The organism is Cetobacterium sp. ZWU0022, assembly GCF_000800875.1.
Taxonomy (GTDB): domain Bacteria; phylum Fusobacteriota; class Fusobacteriia; order Fusobacteriales; family Fusobacteriaceae; genus Cetobacterium_A.
Window position 1 is genome coordinate 32,541 of record NZ_JRJZ01000017.1, and the last position, 13,920, is coordinate 46,460.

Here is a 13,920-nt window from a genome sequence, read left to right on the forward strand (position 1 = left end):
TCCTAATCTAAAAGCTTCTTAGCTTTTACATAATTAAATATAGGTCCTTCTAAACAAACATATGTTTCATCAATTTTACAATGTCCACATTTACCAACAGCACAAGACATATTTCTTTCGAATGAAACCCAAATTTTCTCTTCAGGAATTCCTAGCTTTAAAAACTCTAAAGCAGAGTATTTCATCATCATTGGTGGTCCAACTATAACAACTTCTAAGTTATCGAACCCTTCGTTCAATCTAAGGTGAGGTATATATTCAGTAACTAAACCAACACACTCTCCATCAATTCCACAACCTTTATCTACAGTTAAAATCATAGGAGCTTTCTTTCTCCATGTATCTATCTCTTTCTTAAATAGGATAGAATCTTGATCTTTAAATCCAAAAATTAGCTCGATATCAGTTTCTTTATCATCTATCAGTTGTTTTATTAATGGTCTAACCGGTGCTGTTCCACTTCCTCCTGCAACAACTATAACTCTTTTACCTTTATAAGTATCTATAGGGAATGAGTTTCCATATGCTCCTCTTAAAAATATAGAATCTCCTGGTTTTAAGTTGAATACTGCGTCTGTAACCTTTCCAACTTTTCTTATTAAAAACTCAATCCATCCCTCTTCATGATTACAATCAGCAACCGATATAGGAGCCTCTCCAACCATAGGAATAGATAACTGTATAAATTGTCCAGCTAATGGCTTTATAGTTGTTTTAACTTTAAATAGCCACTCTATTGAACTCTCTTGAACTATTGATAATATCTCTCCTCTTTCAGGCATATATATATTATTCATCTTTATCACCTAACTTTTTACTTAGTTTATTTATACAGTTGATGTATGAGATATATTCTGGGCAAGCATCATCACATCTTCCACACCCTATACACATATGAGTTCCAAATCTCTTTTTATAATCAGAAATTTTATGCATAACTTTAAATCTCATTCTATCTCCAGATTTTTGTCTGAACTCATGTCCTCCAGCCATAGTTGTAAATCCATCTACATGGCAAGAAGCCCAAACTCTTCTTCTCTCTCCAGTTTTAGAGTTATCTCTATTGAAGATATCTTGACTTGTGAAGCAAGTACAAGTTGGACATACAAAGTTACATCTTCCACACTTTATACATCTGTCGTAATCTCTCCACATCTCATCATTTATTATATCCTCTAAAACGATATTTTCAGGAACTGTAACTTTCTCAACGTTTTCTGTTACAAACTCCATTTCGAACTCCTCGTTTTTCCCTGCATCAAAGAAGTTTAATAGCTCTTCATCTTTAACATCTGTGTAAACCTCTCCATCTTTGAATGTTAATCCTAAGTTGTAGTTATCTGTTTTATTTGTTCCCATTGAAGCACAGAAACAGCTCTCCCAACCTTTTCCTGGGCAGCCCATTACAGCAAATTTTACCATTTTTTTAGCGTCAGCATAGTATTCGTCGCTAAATTTATTATTTAAGTAGATATTATCTACTTTTTCAATTGCATGTAAATCGCAGCTTCTTAATATTACTAGAGCTTTTTTTGTTCTTCCCTCTGGCTTTTTAAATTCATTTTCATTAAAGTAAAATATTGTTTGTCTTATAGGTAGTAGAATCTCTTTAGCTGAATAATAACTCTTATCTTTTAAATTAATCTCTTCTAATGTAGTTATCTTTTCATATTTAACTAAATCAGTGTCTGAGAACGTTCCCTTAAAAGGAAGTGTAACTGGAGCATAGATATCATACTCTTTAGATAGGTTTAATAACACACTATTAAACTCATCATTTGTTAATAATTTTTTCATTCTTTCACCTCTTAATTTTGAGTATTTTTATACATCATTCTATTACTTTATATAGAAAAAAATGTGTGACTCTAGTCACACATCTCTATATTGACAAAAAATAAATTTTTTTAAGATCAATTACTAATCTTTTGTAATCTTATTATTTCTCTCCTCTGAAAAGTTCAGTGATTCCCTTTATAAATACTCTTACATATTTATCTCCAGCTTCTCTGTAATTCTTGTGATCTGGTCTTCTGAAAATAGCACTTAATTCTGATTCAGACATCTTTAGTCCACCTGTTTGGAATGCATCAATCATATCTTCACTTCTAAAAGCTAAAGCTATTTTTAACTTTCTTAAAATATGGTTGTTGATATTTTTATTGTTAGGAACAACCTCTTCAACTTTTGCAGCTCCTGGTTTTTGTGGTCCTCTTTTGTAAGTTATAAGTCCACTTAAGAATACATCTAAAGTTTGGTTGTTACAAGTTTTGAAATTATCATCTTCTGGCTTACTTAAAAGAGCAGTTAACTCCTCTAAAGAAAGTTTCATTCCTCCTAATTTGAAAACTTCTAGCATAGCTTTATCGTTTATTCTTAAAGCGTATCTAACTCTTCTTAGAACGTCATTATTTGTCATTTATTCCTCCTGATATTTTAAATTTACTCATAATTATAGCACAAATTTAAAAGTATTCCTATATAAATCTACTGTCTATAAAAATCTTTAATTTTAGATTTTAAAATAAAGATTGCATTATTTTCAACTTTAACTAAACCTAACTCTTTTAATTTTTTAATTCCTCTTGAAACGGTCTCTCTATTCGTTCCAAGCATATCTGCTAAATAGGTATTATTTACTTTTACCGTAAATCCGTGAAATTCCTTTACTTCATACCCAAAATCTTTTGAAAGTTTCCACAATTTCGCTGCAATTTTTTTATCCATAGATATTGTCGTTGTATTTTTTAACTGCCTATATAGACGTTTTGTTTTTTTTGAAAGAGATTTGATTATCAATATAGCTAAATCTGGATACTTTATAATTAATCTTTTAAGTTCTTTAACTGGAATTATAAGCGTTTTAACATCTGTAAAAGCGTCACAGCTAATACTTGTTTTTTCACTCTCTTCATAAATTATTGTATCATTTAAAAATGATCCCTCTCCTAAAAGATATATTATTTTTCTTTTTCCATCTGAATTATCTTTATAAACTGTAACATTTCCACTAATCACAAAATATACCTCTTCACAAAATGAGTGTTCTAAAAAAAGAGTTTCCCCTCCTTTAAATTCTTGGCAGTGAGAAACTCTTAGTAAATCATTTAAACACTCTTTTGATAAAGAATTGCTTAAATATTCTGTATTCATATTAGTATTTATTTGGATCCGCAGTTCCTGTAGTCACTAACTCAACTCCAGAACTTGTTCCTAATCTTGTTACACCTAAAGATATATATTTTTCTGCAGTAGCTAAATCTCTAACTCCTCCTGCAGCTTTTAATTGAGCCGCATCTCCAACAATCTCTTTCATCAGTGCGATATCTTCAAAAGTAGCTCCACCTGTTCCAAATCCTGTAGATGTTTTTACAAAGTCAGCTGCAGCATCTAAACAAAGTTTTGTAGCAACTTTTTTTTCATCATCTGTTAAGTAACAGTTTTCAATTATAACTTTTAAAACATTTGTACCTATAGCTTTTTTTATAGCTGCTATCTCATTTTTTACATACTCAGTTTCTCCAGCTTTTAACATTCCAATATTAATTACCATATCAATTTCAGAAGCTCCATCCTCTATAGCAGTTTTTGCTTCGAAAACTTTTGAAGCTGTTGACATAGCACCTAATGGGAACCCTATCACTGCACAAACCTTTACTTCTGAACCTTTTAATTGCTCAGCTGCTAATTTTACATAAGATCCATTTACACAAACTGAGAAGAAATTGTGCTCTTTTGCTTCCTTACATAATTTTAAAATATCCTTTGGTTCTGTTGTAGCTTTTAATACTGTATGATCAATATATCTGCTTAAATTCATTCTTTCTCTTTCCTCCTAAATTTTTATAAATTTAATTACTTTATTATAACCCAATATTAGATAAAATTTCTAGAATAACTTTATTTTTTTCCACTTTTTCATCTACTATCGTATATGCACCCTCTAAAAACTTTATCGATGACTCTAAATTTTTGTCATTGTGTTGAACTATAGCTAATGTCTCTCCAGCTTCGATATAATCTCCAACTTTTTTTGTAAGTAAAACACCAACCGAATGATCTATTACATCCTCTTTTGTGGCTCTTCCTGCTCCTAAAACCATAGCAGCCTTTCCTATCTCTTCTGCTTCTATCTTAGCTATCCAACCTGATTTTTTAGATTTAAATTCAAACTCAGATTTAAATGTTGGAAGAAGTGTGTAGTCGTCAACTAATTTTGGATTTCCTCCTGCTGCCTCTATAAAGTCCTTTAAATGTTGAATTGCTGATCCATTACTAATAACCTCTGCAACCCATTCTTTTCCCTCTTCTAAAGTTTTTACATCACCTTTTATTTGAAGAGCTGTTGCCACAATAGTTTCAACAAGCTCTGTAAAATCTGCTGGCCCTCTTCCTCTTAAAGTCTCTATAGCTTCAATAATCTCATTACTATTTCCAACTGCATATCCTAAAGGTTGATCCATATCTGTTAGTAAAGTCACTACTTTTCTATCAAATGAATCTCCTATATCTATCATCGTTCTTGCTAACTCTTTAGCTGTATCAATATTTTTCATAAAGGCTCCAGACCCAACTTTAACATCTAGTATTATTCCATCAGCATAAACCGCTAACTTTTTACTCATTATTGAACTTGCTATTAAAGGTATACTTGAAACTGTTGCTGTAACATCTCTCAATGAATATAATTTTTTATCTAAAGGTACAATTGTATCCGAATACCCCATTATTCCTGTTCCAACTGTATTTACCATTTTCACTAACTCTTCTCTTGTTTCTGGGAAAACAAATCCTGGAATCGCTTCAAACTTATCTATCGTTCCACCAGTATGTCCTAACCCTCTACCTGATAACTTTGCAGTTCCTATTCCAAAAGCTGCAAAAAGACCAGCTAAAGCTATTGTAGTCTTATCTCCAACCCCACCTGTAGAGTGTTTATCTATTAAAAATTTTTCTATTCCATCAAATTTAATAACTTCACCGCTATTCATCATAAGTTCTGTAAATACTTTCAATTCAGGTTTAGTCATTCCATTAAAATAAACAGCCATCAAAAATGATGACATTTGATAATCTGGAATTTTATTTTGCAAGTATTCTCCCAATAAAAAACTCATTTCTTCTGCTGTAAGCTCAATGTTATCTCTCTTTTTTTGAATAATATCTACCGCTCTCATCTACTCCACCTCGTTTTATTTTAATATTTTATATATTTTTCTAGTATTTTTTCTATTTTTATGATATATAAATTCTTAGACAATAGATAGGACATATGGCCCAATAAGGAGAATTTATGAATAAAATAATGAATTATATAAGTTTATTTAAATTAGACGACATTTTAACAAAAGAAGTTCAAGAAAAACTTCATCTTAAACATTATAAAAAAGGAGAGTATATTTTAGAAGCTCACAAAGGAACCAATAGTATTTATTTTATCGTTGAAGGAACTGTTGAAGTTTCATGTATATTAGATAATGGGAATCAAGTGTGTTTAAATATATTAAAACCTTTAGAAATTTTTGGTGATATTGAATTTATTAACAAGCAAGAAGTTCTTTTTGATGTTGTAGCCAAAAGTGACGTGAGCGTTATTCTTCTTCCTTTTATAATTGCTAGAGAACTCTTAAATGAAAATATACATTTTTGGAAATTTTTAGCTATAGAAGGAAATAAAAAATTATTAAATACAAATAAAGCTATTTTTTACAAAAGTACTTTAAAAGCTAAAGATATTTTCTTAAAATATATTGAAGATAATGACGGAGAGATTATATTTAAATCTCTAGATGAACTTTCTGGTAGACTAAATATAAGTTATCGAAATTTAACAAGAATAATCGCTTTTTATGTTAAAAATAAAACTATTTTCAAAGATAGAAATTCTATCAAAATGTTATAGAGGAGGGGTTTATGAAAAATTTTATTTATGATGTTCCTACTAAAATATTATTTGGAGAAGGTCAAGTTTCAAATGTAGGTAAAGAGGTTAAGAAATATGCCTCAAGAGTACTACTTCTTTATGGAAAAAATAGTATTAAAAAAAATGGATTGTATGATGAAGTTTTAAAAAGATTAACTGATGAAAATATTGAAGTTATTGAACTTTCAGGAGTAGATCCAAATCCTAGAATTGAAACAGTTAGAGAAGGTGCTGATCTTTGTAGAAGATATAAATTAGACCTTATTTTAGCTGTTGGAGGTGGAAGTACTATTGACTGTGCTAAAGGAATAGCTGCTCAAACTAAATATCACGGAGATATTTGGCAGGATCTTTGTGTGGATAAAAAATTTCATCTTTTAACTGAAGCACTTCCGATTGCATCAATCTTAACTCTTGCCGCTACTGGAAGTGAAATGAATGGAAATAGTGTTTTATCAAATCCAAACGAAAATCTAAAATTAGGTTTTGGAAGTTATATTTTAAGACCTGTTTTTTCTATTTTAGATCCTGTTTACACATTTACAGTTAATAAATATCAAACTGCTGCAGGAGTTGTAGATATAATGAGTCACCTTTTTGAACAATATTTTTCACCTGACAAAAAAGGATATCTACAAGCTAGAATAATGGAGGGTTTACTTAAAACTGTTATTCATTATGGGCCTATCGCATATGAAAATCCTACTGACTATGAAGCTAGAGCCAACATCATGTGGGCAAGTTCTCTCTCTTTAAATGGACTCACTTCATCTGGAAAAGAATCAACAGATTGGGCAACTCATCAAATTGAACATGAATTAAGTGCTAAATATGACATCACTCACGGTATTGGTCTTGGTATCTTAACACCTTACTGGATGGAATATGTTTTAGATAAAGAGAATGTTCATAGATTTGTAGATTATGCTAACAATGTTTGGGGGATTTTTGGAGATGATGACTTTGAAGTTGCAAGAAAAGTTATTCAAAAAACCAGAGAGTTTTTCAACTCACTTGATGTACCTTCAACTTTAGCTGAAGTGGATATTGATAGCTCAAAACTTGAGGAGATGGCTGCAGGAGCAACTAGGTTAGGACCGATTGGAACTATGAAAAAATTAGAATTTAAAGATGTTTTAGAAATTTTAAGTTCAGCTCTTTAAAAAATTATAAAAATAAAAGCACAGAGAACTTCATTTTCTTCATCTGTGCTTTTTGTTTTTTATTTAATTATTTTAATCCAGCTTTTACTTCATCAATCATTTTTTGAGTAGTTTTTATACCACCTGTTGCAGTGTACCAAATCTCTGCATCCAAGAAAATGATATTTCCGTTCTTATAAGCATCTGTTGCTTTTATAATATCATTATCAAAAGCCTTATTAGCCGATACATCTCCGCCATTTACAGCACTTCTATCTACAACAAATATATAATTTGGATTTTTCTCTAATATATATTCAAAGTTTATCTTACTTCCATGAGTAGAAGCTCCTATATCTCCAACCGTTTTGAATCCCATATGGTCATGAACGATTGCAAATCTAGATTTTAAACCATAAGCTGATAGCTTTCCATTATTTGAAAGAACAACTAAAGCATTTAAATCTTTAGATTCTACTTTATCTTTGATCTCTTTTAAATTAGTCTCTATAGTTGCTAACTCTTTATTAAGCTCAGTGTTTTTAGAGAAAATATCCCCCATCATCTTTACATTTACTTTTAAAGCCTCTAAGTAATCATCTCCTGTTGTTGTCAGTCCCACTGTTGGAGCAATTTTAGATAATTGCTCATAGAAAGGTTCTTGTCTTCCTGACACAATTATTAAATCTGGCTTTAACTCATATATTTTTTCTAAGTTAGGATCTTTAAGTCCACCAATATTTATGTACTTCTCATCTTTGAACTTATCTAAAAATTTAGGTAAACTATCTTTTGGCAATCCTATAATTTCAATTCCTACAGTATCTAACATATCTACAATTCCATAGTCAAATACAATTACTTTTGTTGGATTCTTTGGAACTTCAGTGCTTCCCATAACATGGTTAATTGTTATTTTTTCTACATTTGAAGTTTCATTTGACTCTCCTGTTAAATAGAAGAACGCTCCTATACAAACTGCTATAACTACTACTAATAAAGCTAATATCTTTTTCATTTTATCCCTCCTAGAAGTAAACACATATATTTTTATTGTTAATCTTTTGAATATGGAACGGCATCTCATAAAGCTTTTCTAAAGTTTCTTTTACAACAACATTTTGAGTTTTATCCATATGTTTCATTTTTCCATTTTTCATTGCTAAAATATAATCTGAATACACTGATGTAAAGTTTATATCGTGCATTACTATAACTATTGTTTTATTAAAATCTTTTACAAGTCTGTGTAAAATTTTCATCATAGCCACCGAACTCTTCATATCCAAATTATTTAATGGTTCATCTAAAAGTATATATTTTGTATTTTGAGCAATTGTCATAGCTATATAAGCTCTTTGTCTTTGCCCTCCACTTAATTCATCTAAATACTTGTCTCTGAACTCTCCTAAATTCATATATTCGATTGCTTCTTCAATAACTTTTTTATCTTCAGCATTCAATCTTCCACCACTGTGAGGAAATCTTCCAAATGAAATTAACTCGTAAACTGTAAGTCTTACATTTGTGGTATTTTCTTGTTTTAGAGTAGCCATTGTTTTTGCTAATTCTGCTTTATCCCATTCTGTAATAGATTTCCCATCTATTATTATCTCTCCAGAATCTAAAGGAGTTAAACGACTTATCATATTCAACAATGTACTCTTTCCTGCACCATTTGGTCCTATGATACATGTTATCTTCCCTTCTGGAATATCTGTGCTTACACTATTTACAACCGGTTTTAATCTGTATGTTTTACTGACATTTTTTATCTCTATCATCTTATCCTACTCTCCTCTCTTTCAATAGAATCCATAACAAGTACATTCCACCAACGAAATTGATTATTGTACCTACTGGGAAACTATTATTAAATACTCTTTCAACTATTATCTGTCCAACTATTAAAGAGAGTATACTCATAAAAATAGATCCCATCACTAAATATTTATGTTTGTAAGTTTTAAGCAACTCTTTTGAAATATTTACAGTTAAAAGTCCTAAAAAAACTACTGGTCCTACTAAAGCTGTAGAAATTGAAACTAGAATTCCCACTATTGTTAAATTTTTTCTTAAAAGTTTCTTGTAATCTAAACCTAAATTTATAGATTGACTATATCCTAAACTCATAACATCTAAAGTTCTCATATCATTTCTCAACCAGAAAAATACAAGTCCTACTATTATATAAGCTATTAGTAGTAAAGTGGTATTAACTCTGTTGTAACTCGCAAATAAACTACTCTGTAAAATTAGAAATTCATCTGGATCCATTACCATCTGAATTCCGCTCGATAAACTATCTAAAAATGTTCCTACAATCATTCCAATCAAAATCATATAAAGAAGTTTTCCTTTACTTTTTCCCGTAAAAAATTTCTGAAGGAAAATACTTATCATAATCATAAGTCCAATTGTTATAAAAAACTTTGGAATTGGTGCTGTTAACACAGGAATCATTCTTCTAAAAATAAAGATTGTCATTGTTTGTAAAAATACATACATTGAATCTAATCCCATCACACTCGGAGTTAGAATTCTACTATCGGTAACTGTTTGGAATATCAATGTAGATATTGCAACACATGTCCCACTTAAAATTATTGCTAATATTTTTATACTTCTTGTAGATATAAGATATCTAAAATTACTTTTATTTACACCTATCAGTAGGAAAAGAGCTATCCCTATTAATACTCCCACTAAAAGACCAAATAAAATATTTTCTATTCTTTTCTCTTTACTCTTCAAAATTTAACCTCCTAAGTATCATAGCTAAGAATATTCCACTACCGAATACTCCTGTTATCATTCCTATCGGAATCTCATGAGGATATATAACCAGTCTTCCCAATATATCACAGAACAGAAGGAACAAACTTCCTAGAGCTCCTGTTATATATAGATTTTTCGAAAGATTATCTCCGAAGAACATAGAAACTATATTTGGAATAATTAATCCTAAGAATGGTATTCCTCCTATCGTTATCATTACTAATGAAGATATGAAACAAACTAAAACTAATCCAATATTTACAATAAATTTATAATTTATTCCCAGATTTATTGCAAACTCCTCTCCCATTCCTGAGATCGTAAATTGCTTTGAATAAAAGAAAGCAATTAATACTAAAGGAATTGTTATATATAATAGTTCATAATTTCCTTTTAATACGCCTGAAAAATCACCAAAAAGCCAACTGTTAATACTTTGAATCAAATCACCTTTGTAGGCAAAGAACATTGTTATAGAGCTTAGTATTCCACTTATCATCATTCCAATCAATGGTACTAAAGCATTGTCCTTTATTTTTATCTTCCTAACTATTCCTAAGAAAAGGAAAGTTCCTCCTATCGAGAATATAGTTGCGATTAACATCTTAAATATAATCGATTCTCTTGGAAAAAATACTAAACCTACCAAAATCCCTAATTTTGAAGAGTCAGCAGTTCCTGCAGTTGTAGGAGATACAAATTTATTCATAGTAAGTTGCTGCATAATTAAACCACAAATGCTCATCCCAAATCCCGCTGTCACAATACTTATTGTTCTTGGAACTCTACTTAAAAATATTATATTGTTACTATTAGTTCCTACAATAAAAATATCTGACAGATTAACTGTTGCTACACCTAAAAAAATAGAGGCTATTGATAGAAAAATGATAAATGTTGTTATTGTAAAGTTTTTCATTTAATCTCCTCTTTTGATATTTTGTTTTACAAATTAAATTATAGCAAAAGATTATGCTTTGTCAATAATAAACTTTCAATTTCAAACTATTTTCTTTATTTTTTTTATCAACAATTTTTATATATAAAAAAAAGCCCTATTTAAAGGGCTTTTAATATAACTTTCATCACATCAATTAATTTTTTCTTTTTTTATTTTATATAACTCAACATCGGCTCTTTTATAGAAAGCGTCTAATTTTTCTGCGCTCTTTCTTTGAACTAACCCAGCACTAATCTCAAAAGAAAACTCTTCGGTAATGTTTTGTTTTCTTATCTCACTTTCAACTCTCTGATAAACTCTCTTTAAATCCTCTAAATTTGATTCAATCACTATGCAAAGTTCATCTCCACCCATTCTTATTATATAATCACCATTTTTTCTGATACTATTTTTTAAAATAGTTGCTAATCTCTTTAATACTAAATCCCCTATGTCATGCCCTTTAGAATCGTTAATCTCCTTAAATTTATCGATATCTATAAGCATCATTGAAAATATTGAGCTAGTTTTTTCTTCAAAAATACTTCTTAATCTCTCTTCATAAAAGTTTCTATTGTAAGTTCCTGTCAGTATATCTTTATAAGCTTTCTCTTTTAAATCTAAACTTCTTTTTTTAGATTCTGTAATCTCTTTTACCATTGCCAAAATACCATACTCATCATTTTCTAAATCTACTCTTGATTTAAAAGTTTGATACCATCTTCCATCTAGATATTCCTCTTCATAAAAGTTTCCTTTTTCAAAAGCAATTTCATTGTTTTCTAAACACTTCTTAGCCATTGCCTCTGGAAAAAATTCAATCTCTTTTTTCCCATATAACTCATTATTTGGAATATTTAAATATTCTGCATATGCCTTATTAAAATACTCTAATCTTCCCTCTGAGTCTAAATAAAAAATAAATTCTTGAACAGTATCTAACATTGCAACTAACTTATTTTGACTTTTCGATTTCTCTTCTAAATCTTTTTCTAATTTTTTTAAATCACTGACATCATGAAATTCTAAAAAAAGATATGCCTCACCATCTTTTTTTATTTCACACTGCTTTACTTTTAAATCAAATTTCGCTAACCTCTTTTTTAATGCCTCATTCATTTTTAAATATTTCAAATCTATTTCATTAAAATATTCTTTTAAAATCTCTTTCATGTATCTGTTCAGGTATTTTACTTCAAACTCTTGATTTAAAATTAACACTCCAATTGTTAAGTTATCTAATAATAAATTTTCAAACATTTAATACCTCTTTAATACTTTCTATAATCTCTCGTGTAATATTGTAACACATTTTCAATAAAAAAAACAGAGAAATGAAAATTAATTTCCTTTCTCTATTTTTTTGTTTTTTTTAATTTATTTATTAATAAACTTAACTGCATTCTCTCCAGCTATACGACCGAAGATTACCGCAGCACTATATGCAGCACTACTGTTTGTAACCTCTCCTGCAGCGAATAACCCTGGAACAATATCACCTTTTGTATTTAAAACTTCCGTTTTTTCATTGGCAACAACTCCACCTCTTGTCATATGAACTGCTGATTCAACTTGAACTCCATAGAAAGGTCCTTCAACTCTAAACTCTCTTTTAAATGGTTTTGCTCTAAATTGATCCTCTTGCTCTCCACGAATAGCACTATTGAATCTATCTCTTGTCTCTACTAATTTATCTGCTGGAATACCTAATTTTCCTGCTAACTCTTCTAAGGTATCAGCTTTTACATGGTACCCTTTCGCTGTATGTTTTTGTAAACGGTAACTTCCATCAAATAAAGTTTGGTCATATATATAGAAAGCTTTTCCACCTGGTTGAGCTAATATCGTTTGAGCAGCTTCAAATCTAGCATCTTTTGATATGTTCTCATTTAAGAATCTCTCTCCATTTGAATTTACAAGCATAAATCCATCTGATCCACCTGTTAAATCTCTAGTCGTTCTAACTATGAATGGGAATAAATTCAACTCCTCTAAATTGGCTAAAGCTATATCATTCTCTTCAAATACAGGTATAAAATCTCCTGTTGCTCCAAGCTGATTTGAAGTTTGTAACTTCTCTGTTCCTGGAGAATATTTTGCCAATAACTCTTTATTTGCTGAGAATCCTCCTGTTGCCATTACAACAGCTTTAGCATTTATATCATAGAAGTTATTTCCATTTTGAACTTTGATTCCTTTAACCTCTCCATTTTCTATGATTAAATCAGTTCCTTTAGTTCCTGTTCTTATATCTATTCCTAATTTTTTTGCTGTGGCTTCCATTCCATCTTGAACTTCTTCTCCAGCATAAGCATTACTTTTAGCCATATGACCTCTTTTTCCATAGTAATGCTCCAATTTTATTCCCATAGATCTAAGCCATGTATCTAATTTATAAGCACCCTCTGCCTGAACTCTTGTTCTTTCAGGTGTATCCATCCAATTGCTATTATCTGCGATTAGTTTTTCAACTGAATCTTCTACTCCAGCATTTTTTTGAGCTTCAGAGTTTATTAAGTCGTAGAAGTTCATGTCATACTTTCCATTTCCACTTAATATATCTAACTTTTCTATTAATATTATATTTTTTAATCCGGCTTCTTTAGCTGATATAGCTGCCGCAAGACCCGCTGGTCCTCCACCTACTATAACTAAATCTGTTTTAACTGGTTCTAAAAATGCCACTGGCTGTTCTGGTCCCTTTGTATTGATAGTTATTCTTCCAAAATCTTTTCCACTCTCTTTAAGTGCTGCAGCTACTGCTCTTTTCACTCCTAAAGATGTGTATGTTGCTCCAGATACACTATCAACGATTGGAGATTGTGCTTTTAAAATTCTATCTTTTAGAATTGGGAATGTTCTTGAAATAATATGAGAAGTTTCATTATCAGAAACTAACTCAAGATTCTCAATTTTATCTCCCTTTGTCACAACGTTTACTTTAATCTCCCCAGAGAATCCATTTCCTTTGCCAATAACAGATTTCTCCTTTGTTCCGCAAGCTACTAACATTAAGCTTGCCAAAAGAATTGCTAATTTACACCTATTTACTTTCATTATTACCCCTTTATCATTTCTTGTTTCTGTTAACTTAAAATTTATTGAAACTACTCCAATCCTTTGAGGTATAATAGTTA

Annotated in this window: 14 protein-coding genes; 2 read left to right on the forward strand and 12 right to left on the reverse strand. The window is 30.2% G+C overall.

What is annotated here, in order from left to right; all coding sequences use genetic code 11:
* Positions 1-2: 2 nt before the first annotated feature.
* The 6 genes from asrB to L988_RS01415 all read right to left on the reverse strand — a co-directional run bounded on the left by asrB (position 3) and on the right by L988_RS01415 (position 5,177).
* Entirely contained in the window at positions 3-797 is a 795-nt protein-coding gene (asrB, locus tag L988_RS01390) for an anaerobic sulfite reductase subunit AsrB (RefSeq protein ID WP_047380798.1), read from the reverse strand.
* Positions 790-1,797, reverse strand: a complete 1,008-nt coding sequence (gene asrA / locus L988_RS01395; RefSeq protein ID WP_047380801.1) for an anaerobic sulfite reductase subunit AsrA — start codon at positions 1,795-1,797, stop codon at positions 790-792. Before asrA ends, asrB begins: the two co-directional genes overlap by 8 nt.
* A 142-nt stretch (positions 1,798-1,939) precedes the next feature.
* Entirely contained in the window at positions 1,940-2,419 is a 480-nt protein-coding gene (locus L988_RS01400) for a DUF1456 family protein (protein ID WP_047380803.1), read from the reverse strand.
* A gap of 68 nt (positions 2,420-2,487) precedes the next feature.
* Positions 2,488-3,153 carry a Crp/Fnr family transcriptional regulator gene (locus L988_RS01405; RefSeq protein ID WP_052191631.1) on the reverse strand — a complete coding sequence of 222 codons (666 nt, stop codon included), beginning with the start codon at positions 3,151-3,153 and terminating at the stop codon, positions 2,488-2,490.
* A gap of 1 nt (position 3,154) precedes the next feature.
* Positions 3,155-3,820 carry a deoxyribose-phosphate aldolase gene (gene deoC, locus L988_RS01410; protein WP_047380805.1) on the reverse strand — a complete coding sequence of 222 codons (666 nt, stop codon included), beginning with the start codon at positions 3,818-3,820 and terminating at the stop codon, positions 3,155-3,157.
* 43 nt (positions 3,821-3,863) lie between these two features.
* Complete coding sequence (locus tag L988_RS01415) at positions 3,864-5,177, reverse strand: thymidine phosphorylase (RefSeq protein ID WP_047380808.1); 1,314 nt, start codon at positions 5,175-5,177, stop codon at positions 3,864-3,866.
* A gap of 116 nt (positions 5,178-5,293) precedes the next feature.
* Here L988_RS01415 and L988_RS01420 point away from each other — a divergent pair, with 116 nt between their 5' ends.
* Positions 5,294-5,902 (forward strand): Crp/Fnr family transcriptional regulator, encoded by a 609-nt coding sequence (locus L988_RS01420; RefSeq protein WP_047380811.1) that lies wholly within the window; start codon positions 5,294-5,296, stop codon positions 5,900-5,902.
* 11 nt (positions 5,903-5,913) lie between these two features.
* Positions 5,914-7,086, forward strand: coding sequence for an iron-containing alcohol dehydrogenase (locus tag L988_RS01425; RefSeq protein ID WP_047380814.1), 1,173 nt, complete (start codon positions 5,914-5,916; stop codon positions 7,084-7,086).
* A gap of 67 nt (positions 7,087-7,153) precedes the next feature.
* On the opposite strand, the gene L988_RS01430 is transcribed toward L988_RS01425, so the two are convergent.
* From L988_RS01430 to L988_RS01455, 6 genes are all read right to left on the reverse strand, one after another.
* A complete protein-coding gene (locus tag L988_RS01430) occupies positions 7,154-8,083 on the reverse strand; it encodes a siderophore ABC transporter substrate-binding protein (RefSeq protein ID WP_047380816.1) in 930 nt (309 codons plus the stop codon).
* A gap of 10 nt (positions 8,084-8,093) precedes the next feature.
* On the reverse strand, positions 8,094-8,849 hold the full coding sequence (locus tag L988_RS01435; RefSeq protein WP_047380818.1) for an ABC transporter ATP-binding protein: 756 nt from the start codon (positions 8,847-8,849) through the stop codon (positions 8,094-8,096).
* A 1-nt stretch (position 8,850) separates the two neighbouring features.
* Positions 8,851-9,819 (reverse strand): iron chelate uptake ABC transporter family permease subunit, encoded by a 969-nt coding sequence (locus L988_RS01440; protein ID WP_047380821.1) that lies wholly within the window; start codon positions 9,817-9,819, stop codon positions 8,851-8,853.
* The gene (locus tag L988_RS01445; RefSeq protein ID WP_047380824.1) at positions 9,809-10,762 is read right to left on the reverse strand and encodes an ABC transporter permease; all 954 of its coding nucleotides are present in this window, start codon (positions 10,760-10,762) and stop codon (positions 9,809-9,811) included. Before L988_RS01445 ends, L988_RS01440 begins: the two co-directional genes overlap by 11 nt.
* 171 nt (positions 10,763-10,933) lie before the next feature.
* Positions 10,934-12,043 (reverse strand): diguanylate cyclase, encoded by a 1,110-nt coding sequence (locus tag L988_RS01450; protein WP_047380826.1) that lies wholly within the window; start codon positions 12,041-12,043, stop codon positions 10,934-10,936.
* 117 nt (positions 12,044-12,160) lie between these two features.
* Positions 12,161-13,840 carry an FAD-binding protein gene (locus L988_RS01455; protein ID WP_047380828.1) on the reverse strand — a complete coding sequence of 560 codons (1,680 nt, stop codon included), beginning with the start codon at positions 13,838-13,840 and terminating at the stop codon, positions 12,161-12,163.
* Positions 13,841-13,920 lie beyond the last annotated feature (80 nt).